At 61.6% G+C, this 17,016-nt stretch carries 15 protein-coding genes and 1 tRNA gene; 5 read left to right on the top strand and 11 right to left on the bottom strand.

The annotated features are described in order from the left end of the window. Positions 1 to 6: 6 nt before the first annotated feature. Positions 7 to 1,215 carry a sodium/glutamate symporter gene (gene gltS / locus UB48_RS03880; RefSeq protein WP_045194195.1) on the top strand — a complete coding sequence of 403 codons (1,209 nt, stop codon included), beginning with the start codon at positions 7 to 9 and terminating at the stop codon, positions 1,213 to 1,215. Between the two features lie 39 nt (positions 1,216 to 1,254). Here gltS and UB48_RS03875 read toward each other — a convergent pair whose 3' ends face one another. Next, positions 1,255 to 3,087, bottom strand: coding sequence for a di-heme-cytochrome C peroxidase (locus UB48_RS03875; RefSeq protein WP_045194193.1), 1,833 nt, complete (start codon positions 3,085 to 3,087; stop codon positions 1,255 to 1,257). A 196-nt stretch (positions 3,088 to 3,283) separates the two neighbouring features. After that, positions 3,284 to 3,739 carry an Lrp/AsnC family transcriptional regulator gene (locus UB48_RS03870; protein WP_045194191.1) on the bottom strand — a complete coding sequence of 152 codons (456 nt, stop codon included), beginning with the start codon at positions 3,737 to 3,739 and terminating at the stop codon, positions 3,284 to 3,286. A gap of 154 nt (positions 3,740 to 3,893) precedes the next feature. On the opposite strand from UB48_RS03870, the gene UB48_RS03865 reads away from it, so the two are divergent. The 4 genes from UB48_RS03865 to UB48_RS03850 all read left to right on the top strand — a co-directional run bounded on the left by UB48_RS03865 (position 3,894) and on the right by UB48_RS03850 (position 7,337). Beyond that, a complete protein-coding gene (locus UB48_RS03865; protein WP_045194190.1) occupies positions 3,894 to 4,517 on the top strand; it encodes a LysE family translocator in 624 nt (207 codons plus the stop codon). A 114-nt stretch (positions 4,518 to 4,631) separates the two neighbouring features. Further along, complete coding sequence (nspC, locus tag UB48_RS03860) at positions 4,632 to 5,729, top strand: carboxynorspermidine decarboxylase (RefSeq protein ID WP_045195650.1); 1,098 nt, start codon at positions 4,632 to 4,634, stop codon at positions 5,727 to 5,729. A 27-nt stretch (positions 5,730 to 5,756) separates the two neighbouring features. Continuing rightward, positions 5,757 to 6,992: a saccharopine dehydrogenase family protein gene (locus UB48_RS03855; protein ID WP_045194188.1), complete on the top strand. Its 1,236-nt coding sequence runs from the start codon at positions 5,757 to 5,759 to the stop codon at positions 6,990 to 6,992. Between the two features lie 270 nt (positions 6,993 to 7,262). Beyond that, a tRNA-Gln gene (locus UB48_RS03850) sits at positions 7,263 to 7,337 on the top strand. A 49-nt stretch (positions 7,338 to 7,386) separates the two neighbouring features. Here UB48_RS03850 and UB48_RS03845 read toward each other — a convergent pair. From UB48_RS03845 to UB48_RS03805, 9 genes are all read right to left on the bottom strand, one after another. After that, positions 7,387 to 7,818, bottom strand: a complete 432-nt coding sequence (locus UB48_RS03845; protein ID WP_045194187.1) for an MAPEG family protein — start codon at positions 7,816 to 7,818, stop codon at positions 7,387 to 7,389. 89 nt (positions 7,819 to 7,907) lie between these two features. Further along, on the bottom strand, positions 7,908 to 9,173 hold the full coding sequence (locus UB48_RS03840) for a carbohydrate porin (protein ID WP_045194185.1): 1,266 nt from the start codon (positions 9,171 to 9,173) through the stop codon (positions 7,908 to 7,910). A 104-nt stretch (positions 9,174 to 9,277) separates the two neighbouring features. After that, entirely contained in the window at positions 9,278 to 11,695 is a 2,418-nt protein-coding gene (locus UB48_RS03835; RefSeq protein ID WP_045194183.1) for a glucose/quinate/shikimate family membrane-bound PQQ-dependent dehydrogenase, read from the bottom strand. 149 nt (positions 11,696 to 11,844) lie between these two features. Further along, positions 11,845 to 13,521, bottom strand: coding sequence for an MFS transporter (locus UB48_RS03830; protein WP_045194181.1), 1,677 nt, complete (start codon positions 13,519 to 13,521; stop codon positions 11,845 to 11,847). Positions 13,522 to 13,771: 250 nt separating this feature from the next. Further along, positions 13,772 to 14,170 carry a hypothetical protein gene (locus tag UB48_RS03825; protein ID WP_045194178.1) on the bottom strand — a complete coding sequence of 133 codons (399 nt, stop codon included), beginning with the start codon at positions 14,168 to 14,170 and terminating at the stop codon, positions 13,772 to 13,774. Further along, positions 14,167 to 15,219: a hypothetical protein gene (locus UB48_RS03820; protein ID WP_045194176.1), complete on the bottom strand. Its 1,053-nt coding sequence runs from the start codon at positions 15,217 to 15,219 to the stop codon at positions 14,167 to 14,169. Before UB48_RS03820 ends, UB48_RS03825 begins: the two co-directional genes overlap by 4 nt. Before the next feature lie 137 nt (positions 15,220 to 15,356). Then, entirely contained in the window at positions 15,357 to 15,629 is a 273-nt protein-coding gene (locus tag UB48_RS03815) for a barstar family protein (RefSeq protein WP_306764568.1), read from the bottom strand. An 11-nt stretch (positions 15,630 to 15,640) separates the two neighbouring features. Further along, entirely contained in the window at positions 15,641 to 16,054 is a 414-nt protein-coding gene (locus UB48_RS03810; RefSeq protein WP_045194173.1) for a hypothetical protein, read from the bottom strand. A 129-nt stretch (positions 16,055 to 16,183) separates the two neighbouring features. Further along, positions 16,184 to 17,014 (bottom strand): histidine phosphatase family protein, encoded by an 831-nt coding sequence (locus UB48_RS03805; RefSeq protein ID WP_082075384.1) that lies wholly within the window; start codon positions 17,012 to 17,014, stop codon positions 16,184 to 16,186. Positions 17,015 to 17,016 lie beyond the last annotated feature (2 nt).

Raw genomic sequence — 17,016 nt, 5'->3', positions numbered from 1 at the left:
TTAACCATGCTGACCCTGCAACTCGATGCTCTGACCACCGTCGCCCTGGCGCTCCTGCTGCTGGCGATGGGTGCGCAACTGAAGAAGCACAGCTACTGGCTGCGCCAGCTCTGTGTCCCGGCGCCGGTCATCGGCGGTTTTGGCTTTGCCCTGGTGGTGTGGCTGCTGCGTGACCAGCAGTGGCTGGACATCAAGCTCGACACCGCCATGCAAACGCCGCTGATGGTGGCGTTCTTCACCACCGTCGGCCTGGGCGGCAGCCTTGGCCTGCTGCGCCAGGGCGGCAAGATCCTGTTCATCTACCTGGGTGCCTGCTGGGGCCTGGCGCTGCTGCAGAACCTGGTCGGCGTGGGCATGGCCAAGGCCCTGGGCATCGACCCGCTGCTGGGGATCATGGCCGGCGCCGTGTCGCTGGAAGGTGGCTTTGGCGCCGCCGCAGCCTTTGGCCCGATCGCCGAGAGCCTCGGCACGGTCGGCGCCACTACAGCTGCGCTGGCCTCGGCGACCTTCGGCATGGTTGCCGGTGGCCTGCTCGGCAGCCCGGTGGCGCGTTACCTGATCGAGCGCAAGAAACTGGTGGTACAGGCAGACCAGGTCGATGCCCTGCAAGCCCTGGAAAAAGCCAATGAAACCCCCGTTGTCAGCATTGATACGCCGGTGCTGCTGCGCTTGCTGACCTGCATGTTGGTGATCATGGTGCTCGGCTTCTGGATCGGCGATGCGCTGAAGGCTCACCTGGGTATCGTCCTGCCGGTGTACGTCGGCGCCATGTTCGTCGCCATCCTGGCGCGTAACTTCAACGACCGCGCACGGGTCATCGAGATTCCCGACAATGCCGTCAGCACCCTGGGCGACATCAGCCTGGGCATGTTCCTGACCATGGCGATGATGAGCCTGAGGTTCTGGGAGCTGGAGCAACTGGGCCTGCCGCTGCTGGTGATCCTGGTGGTGCAAGTGCTGATCATGGTGCTGCTGTGCATCTTCGTCTTGTTCCGCCTGTTCGGCGGCAACTACGACGCGGCGGTACTGTGCGCCGGCTACATGGGCCATGGCCTGGGCGCGACGCCGAACGCGGTGGCCAACATGGGCGCGATCTGCGACCACTACAAGGTGTTCTCGTACAAGGCCTTCATCATCGTGCCGCTGTGCGGGGCGGTGCTGATCGACATCGTCGCCTTGCCGCTGATTACCTGGTTCATCAACGCCTTCAGTTGAGGGTGCGGGGCGGGGCGCAAGGCCCCGCCTTCGATCGGGCTAGAGGGTCTTCATGTATTCGACCAGGGCATAGCGCTCGTCATCGCTGAACGATGATGCGCCGTAGTCGTGGCCGACGTTGAAGTTGCCGGGCAAGGACGTGTCATAGGTGAACGGACTGCCGGGCCCGAAGGCATCGATAAACCCGACCTTTTGCGGGTCGAAGCGGGTCGAGCCCGTCTTGAAGCGCGAGGGCCGTTGCTCGGCGGGCAGCAGGTCGTACAGCGTGGGCACCGAGCCGTTGTGCAGGTAGGGCGCAGTTGCCCAGATGCCGGTCAGTGGGCGGGCCTTGTAGGCCAACGGGTACTTCTGCACGGTTTTGCCGTCCTCGACCGTGGTCATTTTCGCCAGCGTGTAGCACTGATCGAGGCGGTAGGCTTTATCTGCCGGGAGCAGTGTTTCTACCATGCTCAACTGCTTGTCTTTGCTTGCCTGCAGTTGCACGAGCGGTTCGACATGAAAGGCCCCGCGCAGCGCGAGGTCGATGATTTCACTTTTCTGGTTCAGCAGTATTTCCCGCGCGGCGACACCCAATTGCGTGACCAGCGGCGAGCTGTGGTCGATATGGCCTTTTTTGGCATTCAGGTGCTCGCCCAGCAGGTTGCCTGGGGCGCTGGTGAACTGCACGGCATTGCAGGCCATCCACGGATCGCTAGCGATAGTGGAGGGTGACTCCTCTGCGGCGATGGCAATCATCTGGGCCGTGATCGGGGCTGTCAGGTTGTCGCGTGCCAACGGTAGATGACAGCTCACGCACTTTTGTTTGAACAGTTCAGCGCCCAGGCTGGCCTTGCTGCGATCGATTGCCCCCAGTTTCTCCGGCCATTTGGGTGGCTTGAGCTTTTGCAGGGTTCGCTCCAGCTGGTCAAGGTTCTTGACCCGCACACTCGAAATGAACCCCTTGAGCAGAGGCCCCTGTTGCATCGCCACATCGCCGAACACGCCGACCACTTCCGAGGCGTTACGGGCCAGGGCACCGATATCCAGGCCGTTCTTGCCCAGGCGCTTGTTCGGCGCCACGCCGTTCCATTGCACCACATCGTGCTGCGGGGTATTCCACAGGAACGGGTAGCTGACTGGTGCGTCCGAGGGGTTGGGCGTCTGGGCCATGGCGCCGTTTAGTTGCGCCACCCGGTTGAGGATATGTCCCACTGCATCGACGCGGCCGGGGCCGTATTCAAGGTTGGTGGCGTTGAGCGAGGCACCGGTCTTGAGGAACTGGGCGAGGCTGTTGAGCGCTGTGTGCAATTGCAGTCGGTTGGCCGGTGTGTAGCCGTCTTTGAGGACCTTTCGGGCAAAACGGTCGAAGGTTTCTTCGTTGTCGGCGGTGGCATACAGGGCTGCGCGAAAGGCGTCGAGGAAGGCCTGAAAATCGGCATTGGTCGGCCCCCCCTGGATCACCCAGGTGTTGTCGCCGTGGGTAATGTTGGCGGTGTGGCACGCCGCGCAGTTCAAGCCGACCCAAGGCTCCTGGTCGCGTTGATCGGTGTACCAGCGCAGCCGCGAGAAGGTCAGCGTGCGGTCGTCGCCCTGATCGATGACAAAACCGCGAGGCAATCGGTAGACCTCGCCGTTGAAGGGCAGAAGGTGGGGGGTGTAACCGTACGTCGTGATGTTTTTATCGCTTAGAAACCTTTCGGGCTGGCCGGCGACCTCCAGCGCCATCAACCAGCTCAAGGGCACCAGGCGTGAACCCTGGGAGGTGTTCTGCCAGAGCGCCAGGTCCTTGGGGCTCCAGTTCTGGTCCAGAACGGGCTCATCGGCCTGGGCACCGATCGATGCCAGGCACCCGACGCTGATGCTGACTGCTGCCAACACAGACTTCATTGTCATTGCTGCGATCCTTCGTGGCTTAGCCAACGGTGTTGTTAGGACATCAGGTCAAGGGGCATTACCTCTGTTAGCGTTTGCGTTGGCGCCTCGCGGCGCCGCGGTCATTCAGGCTGGATCTTGTTGTGCAGCGTAGAAGGTTTTCAGCGCCGTGGTGGCGTTTTGTCATGGTATTGCGCGGCGGCCAGGCGCAGTGCGCTCAGCTTATCGGCAACGAGCGGTTCTCGATCACCCGTTTCATCACCAGGGTCGAGGTCAGGCGCTGCACATTGGGCAGGGCCGACAGTCGCTCGTCGTACAACTGCTGGAAGGCTGGCAGGTCGCGGGTGACCACCTGCAGCAGGTAGTCCGGATCACCAAACAGCCGCTGCGCTTCGACGATCTGGGCAATCTCCTGCAGCGCCGCCTCAAAGGCGCTGACCGCCTGGCGATCACCTTCGCGCAAGGTGACGAAGACCATGGCCGAAAAATTCAGCCCCAGGGCACCCGGCGCCAGTTGCGCGCGGTAGCCCTGGATCACCCCGGATTGCTCCAGCGCGCGCACCCGGCGGTGACAGGGCGACAGGCTCAGGCCCACCCGGTCGGCCAGTTCGGTCAGCGACAGGCGCCCGTCGTTTTGCAGCTGCGCAAGGATCTTGCGGTCAATCCTGTCCATGGGGAAGAACCTTTCTGTTCTGACCGTTAGTTCTGGAATATTAGAAAGATAATCCTATCAGCTTTTCTCTAATCTTCCGCTCAACGTCAGATCAGCGAGCGGAGGCAAGCATGCAGGCAAGAAAATTCCAGATTCAGCGCCCGGAGCTGTGGCCATGACCTTGAACATGCTGGCCGCGTTCTGGGCGGTGTCGTTATTGTTGGTGATTACCCCGGGGGCGGACTGGGCCTACGCGATTTCCGCCGGGTTGCGCGGGCGGGTGGTGGTGCCGGCAGTGGCCGGGTTGCTGCTCGGCCATCTGCTGGCAACCCTGATTGTCGCCGCCGGGGTAGGAGGGCTGGTGGCCAGCAACCCCATGGCCCTGACCCTGCTGACTGTGGCCGGTTGCGGTTACTTGCTGTGGTTGGGCATCAACATGCTTGTTCATCCTTCAGCGCCGCAGGCCGGGCTGGCGCAGCAGTCGGCGTCGTGGGCACGCTGGGCGTTCAAGGGCGTCTGCGTCAGTGGTCTGAACCCCAAGGTGTTCCTGCTGTTTCTGGCTTTGCTACCGCAGTTCACCGATGCCATGGCCGCCTGGCCCGTGCCGGTGCAGATCGTCACCCTGGGCCTGGTGCATGCCGGCAGTTGCGCGGTGGTCTACCTGCTGGTGGGCTTTGGCTCCCAGGCGGTATTGCAGGCGCGGCCAGCGGCGGCGCAGGTGGTCAGCCGGGTGTCGGGGCTGGCGATGGTGGTGATTGCTGCGGTTTTGCTCCTCGAGCAATGGCTCGGTCACGGGTGAATGCACCGAAATTGACCGCCGATCCAGGGAAAAGCGCTTTTGCTCTTTCGACTTGAGACAAGGGAAGGCACAATGCGTGTCCTTTTTTTGGCCGGCCTGGCCGGGGGCCTCGAAATGATCAAAACGCCGTACTACCTCATCGACAAAACCAAGCTGCTGCGCAACATGGAAAAGATCGCCTACGTGCGCGAGCAGTCCGGGGCCAAGGCCCTGCTGGCACTCAAGTGCTTCGCCACCTGGTCGGTGTTCGACCTGATGGAGCAGTACATGGACGGCACTACCTCGTCGTCGCTGTACGAGCTCAAGCTCGGCCGCCAGAAGTTCGCCGGCGAAGCCCACGCCTACAGCGTGGCCTGGGCCGACGATGAAATCGAAGAGATGCTCGACAACTGCGACAAGATCATCTTCAACTCCATCGGCCAGCTCGAGCGTTTTGCCGAACAGTCTGAAGGCAAGGTCCGCGGCCTGCGCGTCAACCCGCAGGTGAGCAGCTCCGACTACCTGCTGGCCGACCCGGCGCGTCCGTTCAGCCGCCTGGGCGAGTGGGACCCGGTGAAGGTCGAGGCCGTCATCGAGAAGATCTCCGGTTTCATGTTCCACAACAACTGCGAGAACGGCGACTTCGGCCTGTTCGACCAGATGCTGTGCACCATCGAAGAGCGCTTCGGCCACCTGCTGCACAAGGTCGAGTGGGTCAGCCTTGGCGGCGGTATCCACTTCACCGGCGAAGGCTATGCAATCGACGCCTTCTGCGCGCGCCTGAAAGCCTTCTCCGAGAAGTACGGCGTGCAGGTTTACCTGGAGCCGGGCGAAGCGGCGATCACCCAGAGCGCCTCGCTGGAAGTTACCGTGCTCGACACCCTCTACAACGGCAAGCACCTGGCCGTGGTCGACAGCTCGATCGAAGCGCACATGCTCGACCTGCTGATCTACCGCCTGAACGCCAAGCTGGCGCCAAGCGAGGGCGAACACACCTACATGGTATGCGGCAAATCCTGCCTCGCCGGTGACATTTTCGGCGAATACCAATTCGATCGTCCGCTGGCCATCGGCGATCGGCTGTCGTTTGTTGACGCAGCGGGTTACACCATGGTCAAGAAAAACTGGTTCAACGGCCTGAAAATGCCGTCCATCGTAGTGAAACAACTCGACGGTAGTGTCGAGCTGGTTCGTGAGTTTGGTTTCGAAGACTACTTGTCCAGCCTGTCGTAAGCTGGCAGTAAAGGAGAGCAAGAGAAATTGAAGAAGAACGTTCTTATCATTGGTGCAGGAGGTGTCGCCAAGGTGGTGGCCCACAAGTGCGCGCAGCACAACGACGAACTCGGTCGTATTGCTATCGCGTCGCGCAACATCTCCAAATGCCAGGCCATCATCGACAGCGTCAAGGCCAAGGGTAGCCTCAAGCAGCCCGCAGAAATCAAGGCCTTCGCGCTGAATGCGCTGGACGTCGAAGCGACCAAAGCGCTGATCCGCGAAACCGAATCGCAAATCGTCATTAACGTCGGTTCCGCTTTCCTCAACATGTCGGTGCTGCGTGCCTGCATCGATACTGGCGTGGCCTACCTGGACACCGCCATTCATGAAGAACCGGGCAAGATCTGCGAGACGCCGCCCTGGTATGGCAACTACGAGTGGAAACACCTCGAAGAGTGCCAACAAAAGAACGTTACCGCCATTCTTGGCGTGGGCTTCGATCCGGGCGTGGTCAACGCCTATGCCGCCCTGGCCAAGCAACAGTATTTCGACAGCATTGATTCGATCGACATCCTCGACGTCAATGCCGGATCCCATGGCAAGTACTTTGCCACCAACTTCGACCCGGAAATCAACTTCCGCGAGTTCACCGGGCAGGTGTGGAGCTGGCAGAACAGCCAGTGGACCAGCAACACCATGTTCGAAGTCAAGCGTACCGACGACCTGCCGGTAGTCGGCTCGCAGAACCTGTACCTGACCGGCCACGACGAAGTGCACTCGCTGTCGAAGAACCTCGACGTGCCGAACGTGCGTTTCTGGATGAGCTTCGGCGAGCACTACATCAACGTCTTCACCGTGCTGAAAAACCTTGGCCTGCTCAGCGAGCAACCGGTCAAGACCGCCGAAGGCCTTGAAGTGGTACCGCTCAAAGTGGTCAAGGCGGTGCTGCCGGATCCTGCCTCGCTGGCGCCGGGTTACACCGGCAAGACCTGCATCGGCGACCTGGTCAAGGGCACCAAGGACGGCCAGCCGCGTGAAGTGTTCATCTACAACGTAGCGGACCACGAAGAGGCTTACGCCGAAACCGACAGCCAGGGCATTTCCTACACCGCAGGCGTACCGCCTGTGGCCGCGGCGCTGCTGGTTGCCCGTGGCGAGTGGGACGTGCAGCGCATGGTCAACGTCGAGGAGCTGCCAGCCGAGCCGTTCCTCAAGGCGCTGGACGTAATGGGCCTGCCGACTCGGGTTAAAGACGAGAACGGCGACCGTCCGTGGAACTGAGTTTCTTGCGGCGGTAAAACACCGGTTGCGCCTTGTCGGGCGTAGCCGGTGAACGCTCGAGGCGCCGATCTGGCGCCTCGATTCAGAGTAAGTGGCTGTTTTGACAACAATTTGTTTGCCTGGGGGCTTCCCAGATGCAATCAAGTTTGTTAAATTGCCGGCCATTCTTGCAACGGCCTTCACCGGCTGGCAGCGCAAGCCCGCAACTTCTCAGGTTGCACCACGCTGCATCATCGCAAGCGAGTGCCAGGCACTCATCGCTACAGCTACAGGGGCGTCGCCAAGCGGTAAGGCAGCAGGTTTTGATCCTGCCATGCGTTGGTTCGAATCCAGCCGCCCCTGCCATTTTCTCGTTGCAAATTCCCAATACTTAAGAACTTCCTGGCAAGCCCGATCAGAAATGCCGCAGGGCGCCCATGCTGACCAGCGCCGCCATCGCCAACAGGCAGACGATTGCCACGGCGTAGGCGATCGTGCGCCACGGTTGCCAGCGGGCCAGAAAGCACAGCGTGTGCAGCAGGCGGGCGACGGTGAACAACAGCATCAGCCCGGCCGTGAGCATGAGCGGTGGGTTGAATACCAGGCACAGCGCGCCGAGCACGAAAAACAGCGGAATGTTCTCCAGATCGTTGGCCCAGGCCTGAGCCGCACGGGCGACCTGCGGCAGTTCCTCGGCACTCGGCGGGCGGCCGACCAGGCCGGCGTCTTCGGGGTTCTTGAAGGTCAGGCGGCTGATGCGATAGAAGCCCTGGTAGCAGGAGATCGCCAGCATCTTCACAAACAGCACGACCACGCACAGCGCGTAGATGGAAAGCAGCGTATTCATCTTCAATCCTTGAAAACCGGGAGCGCGATCATCGCCCGGATTGCCCGGGCGCGTATAGACCAACCGGCACTCACCGGTGTCAGCAAGGCTCAGAACGTGGCTTTGACCTGCAGGCCGAACACCAGCGCGTTGTCGATGTTCTCAGCGGAAAACGCCCCCGGCTCGATGATGTATTGCACATCCGGGCGCAGGGTCAGCCACGGGGTGGCCTGGTAGCCGTAGCTCAGCTCAACCAACTGCTCGGCGCTGTCCAGGTTGGGGTAGGCAACCCCTGCGGCCACGGCGGCGTCTTGCTGCACATCACGGCTGCGCGGGTTGGGCACGGCGCGGCCATAGCCGAAGGCAAGCGTGTCACGCGGGCGGCCTTCGAACGGCTTGTACAGCACCACGCCTGCGCCATACCACTTGCTGAACGGAGAGGCGGCGGCGCTGGCGGCCGAGTACTGGCCGAAGGCATGCAGGCTGCGGCCCTCGGAGCTCTGCGAGGCCCAGACGGCCTGGTCCACCAGCAGGTAATGGCCGCTGCGGCCGGACACCTCTTTGTCGCTGCCAATGCGTTTCACATCGGAGCTGTCGTAGTAGTAACCGAGCTTGTACTCACCCGGCAGTTCGCCGGCAAGCTTGTACACCAGCTCCACCGGAACCACGGTGCCGGTGGTGTGCTTGGGGCCCAGGTGCCAGGCGCGGCTGGAGTTGCCGTTGCTTTCGGGGTCGACGTTGAACGCCGCCACGCGCAGTTGCCAGGCCGGCGACAGGTCGTATTTGACCCGCATGCCCAGGTGCGCGTTGGGGTAGTTGGTCCAGCCGCTGCCGCCGGACATGTTCAGCGGATGGCCGCAGAAACCGGCGTTCATGAAGTTGCAGAGGATGCCGCTGTCGAGGCCGCCGAGGTCGTTGCCCATGGCCATGTAGCCGAGCTTTACGTTCAGCGCCGGGGTGAACAGGGTGCGCTCGTAGCTCAGTTCAGTCAGGCGGGTGTAGAGGCCGCCGTAGTTTTCCTGGATCGGCAGGCGGTTGCCCACCAGGTCTTCGGAGGCGCTGTTGCCGCGGCGGTCGTTGATCGTCAGCTGGACTTTGCCGCCGTTGTCCAGGCCGTACAGCTTGCCCAGGTCGAACTGCACGCCCAGCTTGAGGTTCTGCGAGTAACGCGCCGAGCGGTGCAGGCCGCCATCGGCGTTGTAGGCGGTTTCGCCGCTGTAGTCGCCAGTGAACTTGATGCCCTGTTCGTCGAGCTGACGGCGCAGGCCGCCCCAGTCGCCGGTCAGGGTGTTGCGGGTCATCAGGTCGTCGGCCAGGGCCGTGGTGCTGGCCAGGGCCAGGAGCAGGGCAGGGGTGATGCGAGAAGCGCGGGGCATTGCGGGGTATTCCTGGGAGGTCGGTAAAAGTCTCATCGCGGGTCAAGCCCGCTCCCACAAAGGCCTGTGAGAGTGGGCTTGACCCGCGATGGGGGCGATGCGATTTACGGCAGCGCGTAGGCCATTACATAGTCGCCACGGTCCGTCGACTGACGCGCACCACCGGCGGTGATGACCACGTACTGCTTGCCGGTTTTCGGCGACACATAGGTCATCGGGCCGCCCTGGCTGCCGACCGGCAGGCGGGCTTTCCACACCTCTTCACCGTTGGCGCTGTTGTAGGCGCGCAGGTAGAAGTCCTGGGTGCCGGCGATAAACACCAGGCCGCCCTGGGTCGACAGGGTGCCGCCGAGGGTCGGCAGGCCAACCTTGATCGGCAGGTGCATGCGGATGCCCAGTGGGCCGGTGTCTTCGACGGTGCCGACCGGCACTTGCCAGGCAACCTTGCGGGTCTTCATGTCGATGGCAGTGAGGGTGCCGAAGGGCGGCGCCTGGCACGGAATGCCGGCCACCGACAGGAAGCGGTTCTTGTTCACCGCATACGGCGTGCCCTTGAGCGGTACCGCGCCCATGCCGGTGTTCAGCGCTTCACCCCCGGAGGCGGCCTGGCCCTTGTTCTGCGACGGGATCATCTGAATCCACAGGCCCAGGCGCATGTCGTTGACGAAGATAAAACCATGCACCGGGTCGGTGGAGATGCTGCCCCAGTTCATGCCGCCCAGCGAGCCCGGGAAGCTCAGCGACAGGTCGGTGCCCGGTGCGGTGTACAGGCCGTCGTAGCGCATCTTCTTGAAGTCGATGCGGCACAGCAGCTGGTCATACGGGGTGGCGCCCCACATGTCCGACTCGGTCAGTTGCTGGGCGCCGATCTGCGGCATGCCCACCGATTTAGGCTGGGTCGGCGAGTACGGCTCGCCGGGGATGTTGCCCGGTTTGACCGGGGTCTCGACTACTTCGGTCAACGGCTTGCCGCTGGCGCGGTCGAGCACGTAGATCTGCCCGGCCTTGGTGCCGATGACCAGCGCCGGCACCGACTGACCGTCGGCCTTGGTGAAGTCGATCAGGCTGGGCTGCATCGGCAGGTCAAAGTCCCAGAGGTCGTTGTGCACGGTCTGGTACACCCACTTCTCTTCGCCGCTGGTCGCGTCCAGGGCCAGCACCGAAGCGCCGTACTTGTGGTTCAGCTCGGTACGCTCGACGCCATAGATGTCGGTGGACGAGCTGCCCATCGGCAGGAACAGGGTGTTCATCGCCGGGTCATAGGACATCGGTGCCCAGCTGTTGGGGGTGCTGCGCACGTAGGTGTTGTCGCCAGTCGGCGCATTGCGATCTTGCGGGTTGCCCGGGTCGAAGGCCCAGCGCATCTGCCCGCTGATCACGTCAAAGCCGCGGATCACGCCGCCTGGCATGTCGGTCTGGACGTTGTCGGCAACCCGGCCGCCGACCACCACCGTGGTGCCGGCCATCAGCGGCGCCGAAGACAATTGGTAGAACGCGTCCGGGACATTGCCCAGGCCGGCCTTGAGGTCGACCTGGCCATTGTTGCCAAAGCCCTGGCAGAACTCACCGGTGTCGGCGTCGACCGCGATCAGGCGGGCGTCAATGGTGTTGGTCAGCAGGCGGCGCTGGCAGTTGGCACCGGCCGGCACGCTGGCGGCGATGATCGGGGTGCTGTTGGGCTGGGTCGGTTGGGCGATCGGCGCGCTGGCATCGAAATAGGCCATGCCGCGGCAACGCTGCCAGACTGCCGACTTGGCGTTGATCGGGTTCTTCCACAGCTCTTTGCCGGTGTCGGCATCAAGGGCGATCAGGTTGTTGTGCGGGGTGCAGATGAACACCTTGTTGCCAACCTGCAGCGGCGTCAGCTGGTCTTCGGCACCGTTGCCATCGCTGATGGCGACGTCACCGGTGTGGTAGGTCCAGGCCACTTTCAGCTTGTCGACGTTGCTGCGGTTGATCTGGTCCAGGGCGGCGAAGCGGCTGCCGCCTTCGCTGTTGCCGTAGTGGGCCCAGTCTTTTTGCGCGTTGGCCGGGTCGACCGCGGTCAGGCCCGGGCCGTCACCGGTGGGGGCAACGCTTGGGTGGGCGACGAACATATTGCCGGCCGCCACCGCCAGGGCGATTGCCAGCACTGCGGCCAGGCCATAGGCACCACGGCCTGGCGTGGCGCCGGCGGCACGCTTGAGCAGCGGGTACACCAGCGTCACCGCCAGGCCCATCGCGGCGAACATGAACAGGCGCGAGAACAGCGGCCAGAACACCAGGCCGACATCGGCCACAGCCCAGATCGCGGTAGCCACCAAAAAGGCGGCGAACAACCAGGCGCCGGCCAGCTTGCGGCGGGCGATCAGCAGCCCGGAGAGGGCCATCAACAGGCCGCCGAGCAGGAAGTACCAGGAACCACCGAGGCTGACCAGCTTCACGCCACCGGCGGCGAGCGCAAGGCCGAGCAGGGCGATGATCACGCCCAGGCCAACCAGGATGAATGTTGAGGCGCCAGTGGCGCGCGGTGAGTGCGTCATATCGAAAAGAACTCGAAGGGGGGAGTGGCCGAATTTTATACCCTTAGCAAGCTAATTAACAAGTTGGTACATAATTTGGCCAGGGCTGCATTGGCGCTGAAATCAGGGCAAATGCCCTCTCCCGCTGGGGGAGAGGGCGGGTATCAGACTTAAGTATCAGTGATGTCGCGGTCCTTGGTTTCCGGCAGGAAAAAGGTGCCGAGAATTGCCGTCATCACCGCGATGACGATCGGGTACCAGAGCCCGTAGTAGATGTCGCCAGTGGCGGCGACCATGGCAAAGGCCACGGTTGGCAGGAAGCCGCCGAACCAGCCGTTGCCGATGTGGTAAGGCAGTGACATCGAGGTGTAGCGGATGCGCGTCGGGAACAGCTCCACCAGCCAGGCGGCGATCGGCCCGTAGACCATGGTCACGTAGATCACCAGGATGGTCAGCAGCAGCAACACCATCGGATAGTTGGTCTTGGCCGGGTCGGCTTTTTCCGGGTAGCCGGCATCTTTCAGGGCCGTGCCCAGCGTGGCGATGAAGGCGTCGTTCTGCGCCTTGAAATCGGCGGCCGGCATGCCGGTGCCTTCAAAGCTTTGCAGCACCTTGTCGCCAATATGGATCTGCGCGACGCTGCCCGGCTCTGCCTTGACGTTGGCGTAGGGGATGGCTTTTTTCGCCAGCACGCTCTTGGCCAGGTCGCAGGAGCTGGTGAATTTGGCCTTGCCCACCGGGTCGAACTGGAACGAGCACTGGTCAGGGGCGGCCACCACTGTCACCGGGTTCTTCTCCTGGGCGATGAACACGTCGGGGTTACCGTATTCGGTCAGCGCCTTGAAGATCGGGAAGTAGGTCAGCGCGGCGATGATGCAGCCGGCCATGATGATGCCCTTGCGGCCGATGCGGTCCGAGAGGCTGCCGAACAGGATGAAGAACGGCGTACCGATCAGCAGTGAGCCGGCAATCAGCAGGTTGGCGGTCTGCGGGTCGATCTTGAGCATCTGCAACAGGAAGAACAGCGCGTAGAACTGCCCGGTGTACCACACCACCGCCTGGCCGGCGGTGCCGCCGAGCAGGGCCATGATGACGATCTTGAGGTTGTCCCAGCGGGCGAACGACTCGGTCAGCGGCGCCTTCGAGGCCTTGCCCTCGGCCTTCATCTTCTGGAACACCGGCGACTCGCTCAGTTGCAGGCGGATGTACACCGAGACGATCAGCAGCAGGATCGACAGCAAAAACGGGATCCGCCAGCCCCAGGCCTCGAACGCCTCGGTGCCGAGAATGGTTCGGCAGGCGAGGATCACCAGCAGCGACAGAAACAGCCCCAGGGTGGCGGTGGTCTGAATCCACGAGGTGAAGTAACCGCGCTTGCCCTTGGGCGCATGCTCGGCGACGTAGGTTGCCGCACCGCCATACTCACCGCCCAGGGCCAGGCCCTGGAGCAGGCGCAGGGTGATCAGGATGACCGGCGCGGCCACGCCGATGGTGGCGTAGTCGGGTAGCAAACCAACCACGGCGGTGGAGATACCCATGATCACGATGGTGATCAAAAAGGTGTACTTGCGCCCGATCATGTCCCCCAGCCGGCCGAACACAATCGCGCCGAACGGCCGTACGGCAAAGCCTGCGGCGAAGGCGAGGAGGGCGAAGATGAACGACGTGGTCTCGTTGACCCCGGCGAAGAAGTGCTTGGCGATGATCGCGGCGAGCGAGCCGTAGAGGTAGAAGTCATACCACTCGAACACCGTGCCCAGGGAGGAGGCGAAAATCACCTTGCGCTCTTCCTTGGTGATCCCGCGTTTGGGCGCGCTGCCCGTGGTTGTATTGTCGATTGCCGCCATGAGTCTTCTCCGTCTTGTGCTTGTAGGCCGGAGTTCCCACTGTCCTTGCCGCACCCAGGCCTTAGGGTGATGTCATCGGATTGCGCAAATCATGAACACAGACTGACGGCCTCGCATTGCTGCAAGGTTTCTTGAAGCATAATCAGGTTTGTCTGGATATCCACTTTGCTATCAGTTTGATTGGCTCGAGTCCAGCTCCCAACCCTGTGGGCGCCGGCCTTGCCAGCGATGAGGCCAGTCCAGCGCCTATTTATCCGTTGCTGAGTTTCAGCAGTCCTGCGCCCATCATCAGCCATGCGAAGCCAATAATTGACAACCAGGACGAGATGATCATTTTACGTTTTAGATAAAGTGGAAATTCCGAAATCTCTACCGGGTCCAGAACCCCTTTGCGGATGCCGAGACGCGGTCTAAGCAGGGCACCGCAAATGCTACCGACGACAAGCGTACGTGACTTTACGCTGGTGATTCCCCATATGTTGACTTGCTGATGAAGCCAGGGGCTATTTTCAAGAGCCTTAAGCATGACCTTGAAGTGTCGGCTACATGCGATATAGACGCCAATGCCTATGCCAGATAAACACAATACGAAGGGGGTCAGGCCAAAAGCAATTTGAGCCTCCAGAGGCCAAGCTTTCAGGTCGATCATAGACGAACCTCGTAGATCATCTCACCCATGTGTTCTCCAAACAGACCGCCTCCATAACCGCCTATGAGTGAGCCTGTACCCACCAGGACTATGACGCAAACGGCGGCCCCCAGAGGCCCGAAAGCAACGCAAACGGATAGCGCTGCTTGTGTTCCGAAGTAGGCACCAGCCACACCTCCAGCAAGCCCCCCGGCAAAACTACCCGACGCGGTAAAGCGGATTCTTTTGCACTCATCCGTCTCTCCAGCCCGACAAGCATCGCGCACCGTCAACCACGACGCCGTCCCACCCAGGCCAATCCCGACATACCCGCCATACTTGAGGTATTTGGCCGACTTCGCCACCTGCTCCAGATGCGTCGCATACCCGGGAATCTGCCCAGCCCCGCCGGCACGGCTCCAGTGATGTACCAGGCTGCGGGTCGAAATGCCCAGGTCCTTGCGCAAACTGTCGTAGCTGCCAAGGTTCAGTTGCTTGTTCAAAAAGGCACTCTTGAGCTGCGCGTCGAGTTGCAAGTACAGACGTCGGCGGGCATTGAAGAAGTCCGGGCTGTTCAATCTGCCGTTGCGGCTGAATTCGCGCTGATGCAGTTGCTCGATGCTGCGCAAGGTTGCTTCGACCTGGCGCAGGCCCTTTTCCAGCATGTCCTTGCCCACGCCCATGGCCTGGCTTGCGCCGGCGGACAGCCCGGCAATCTCGGCCTGATGACGCATCATGAAATTGGCTTCCTCAGCACTCAGCGCAGCCAGGCTTTCGCGCACCTGCGCGGCGGCCGTCATCAGGTCGGCCTCTTCGCGGGTGCAGGCGCTGGTGATGTCCGGGTCACCGATGACGAAGATTTCCCCGGCTTTAAAGCCTGTGGCAAAGGTCGGGTTAAGCCGCTGTAATCGAGCGATCAGTTGAGGCCCTTGTTGCGCCGTCAGCAAGGCCAGCACCTGGGCACCGCTCATGCTCTGCGGCACGATGTAGAAGCCAGGCTGCAACGTGCCGCCGGTGGCGGTCATCGCAGGCGGCGAGGAAAAAACGGCAGATGATGGCGTCCTTGTCATGCGCAGGTTCCTTGGGCAAAGAGGCCCGGAACCTAGCACTGGCATTCACGCCTTGACGCACCGCTGGACGGAACAGGAAACGTCCCACGGTAAAATAGGATTTATCGTCCTGTGGGTGGCTGGCGGCGATGGCCTGCTCACTCGAACAATATTTCAGAGGCCATCTGCGGATACTCGGCCTGCAGCGTGGCCAGGCACTTCTGCATCAGTTCGGCGTCTCTGGGCAAGCGCCTGGCAAAAGCCTCCCAGCCACTGAGCTGCAACTGTCGAGGCATCTGTACAAGTCCGGTGATCGCATCCCAGAAGGCATCCCAGTTACAGCCATACCATTCGGGAAAACCGAGGGCATCCCTTAACAGGTGATGCAATTGCCTGGCGCTGGTCACCTGGCCCAGATCAATCCTTACCACCCGCACCCGGCTCAATTGAAATGCCCCAGGTAGGTGAGCGTGGCGGTGCTTTGTGGCTGGCGCGAATGGGAGTGATCTGCTGAGCGGCGGTCGCCGTAAATGGCGTTGTCGCCGACGATGATGAAGTGACTGAAAGCGTCCAGAGACCGGGAACACAATTGCGCTTTCTGCGCCTCGTCGGCCATCAGGCTCTGCACATATTCCAGCGACTCATCCAGCTCGACGAAGTCCGAATCCATGAACCACTCAAGCTCCTGGGCAAGCTGCCAGGACGGATTGCGATCTTCCCAGGCGGCGAATTCGGCAGCACTCGCGCTGGCGGGCGGCTCGGGTTGCCATTGCTCGAAAGCGAACTGGCGGGCGTGCGTTTCGCTTTCGAAGGTGGCGGCGAAGAGGTGGAAGGGGTAGTAGTCTGGATTGTCCATAATCTGCCTTGCGGGCTGGCCGGAAAGGGGCTGCAGGTTACCAGTGATCGATGTTCAGGATTACGACCGCTGCGCGCTCGATCGCTGGCAAGCCAGCTCCTAAAGCCAACGAAAATGTCTGGCCAACAACTAAACCTGCATATTCAACTTTGTCAGGGTGACGTTCTTGAACAGATCATCCTCTATCAATTCCGACACACCGCCTGCAGACATTTTGAACGAGATAAACGCCATGCTCTCGACCGGCACGCGTTGTAACGCGCTAATCAGGAAACTGGCGGCAAAGCCGTGGGTTACGATAATTGCGCATTCAACCTCAGCATCCAGCGTTGCGACAAAGTCGTAAATTCGACGTGCGAATTGCCGACGGGTTTCAGCCCCGTCGCAGATGGCATGGTCCATGCGCTCGCCGGGTTTCTCGGCGCAAGGTTTCATGATGCTGTCATGCAGCGCCTGGTCCATGCCCTCATGACTGCCGAACGACATCTCGCGCAACCGTGCGTCGAGGCTTGGCTCAAGCCCAAGGGCATCGGCAACTATTGTTGCGGTCTCTTTACAACGCAGCAGGTCAGAAGAGTAAATTGCCGGGCTTTTTGCAAACCCCTGAGCGGAAAAAAACCTGGCCAGAGCCTGGGCCTGTTCAATGCCTTTAGGGGTTAGCCTGGAATCAAACCAGCCGCCGACAAGGTTATCGATGTGATGTTGCGCCTGTCCGTGGGTAACAATGTAATACCGCTTCATAGGTAGTTCACTTTTCTTCCATTCGTAAGTGCTCGCTGACAGGCCGGCGATTGTGCCAGAACAGGCAGTTTGCAGCGATAAAGCGACGCAAGTACGACGCAACACGGACAAAAAACGCATGCCCCGGACAGATCGCGCAGCGATTCGCCAATCCGGGCTTTTTGCAATATTAAGTCGCAGATCAGCCCGCAATAGTAGCCAGCCCAACGTGACTTCCATGA

The organism is Pseudomonas sp. 2(2015) (genome assembly GCF_000955865.1).
Taxonomy (GTDB): Bacteria; Pseudomonadota; Gammaproteobacteria; order Pseudomonadales; family Pseudomonadaceae; genus Aquipseudomonas.
Note: the sequence above shows the minus strand (reverse complement) of the source record. Positions and strands in the feature narration are given on the sequence as shown.

Bases quoted from the DNA above. Each gene is read 5' to 3' on its own strand.
- UB48_RS03840 (WP_045194185.1), bottom strand. From the start codon at position 9,173: ATGCCCCGCGCTTCTCGCATCACCCCTGCCCTGCTCCTGGCCCTGGCC.
- UB48_RS03820 (WP_045194176.1), bottom strand. From the start codon at position 15,219: ATGACAAGGACGCCATCATCTGCCGTTTTTTCCTCGCCGCCTGCGATG.
- UB48_RS03875 (WP_045194193.1), bottom strand. From the start codon at position 3,087: ATGACAATGAAGTCTGTGTTGGCAGCAGTCAGCATCAGCGTCGGGTGC.
- UB48_RS03835 (WP_045194183.1), bottom strand. From the start codon at position 11,695: ATGACGCACTCACCGCGCGCCACTGGCGCCTCAACATTCATCCTGGTT.
- UB48_RS03865 (WP_045194190.1), top strand. From the start codon at position 3,894: ATGACCTTGAACATGCTGGCCGCGTTCTGGGCGGTGTCGTTATTGTTG.
- gltS (WP_045194195.1), top strand. From the start codon at position 7: ATGCTGACCCTGCAACTCGATGCTCTGACCACCGTCGCCCTGGCGCTC.
- UB48_RS03825 (WP_045194178.1), bottom strand. From the start codon at position 14,170: ATGATCGACCTGAAAGCTTGGCCTCTGGAGGCTCAAATTGCTTTTGGC.
- UB48_RS03805 (WP_082075384.1), bottom strand. From the start codon at position 17,014: ATGGAAGTCACGTTGGGCTGGCTACTATTGCGGGCTGATCTGCGACTT.
- nspC (WP_045195650.1), top strand. From the start codon at position 4,632: ATGATCAAAACGCCGTACTACCTCATCGACAAAACCAAGCTGCTGCGC.
- UB48_RS03870 (WP_045194191.1), bottom strand. From the start codon at position 3,739: ATGGACAGGATTGACCGCAAGATCCTTGCGCAGCTGCAAAACGACGGG.
- UB48_RS03845 (WP_045194187.1), bottom strand. From the start codon at position 7,818: ATGAATACGCTGCTTTCCATCTACGCGCTGTGCGTGGTCGTGCTGTTT.
- UB48_RS03830 (WP_045194181.1), bottom strand. From the start codon at position 13,521: ATGGCGGCAATCGACAATACAACCACGGGCAGCGCGCCCAAACGCGGG.
- UB48_RS03810 (WP_045194173.1), bottom strand. From the start codon at position 16,054: ATGGACAATCCAGACTACTACCCCTTCCACCTCTTCGCCGCCACCTTC.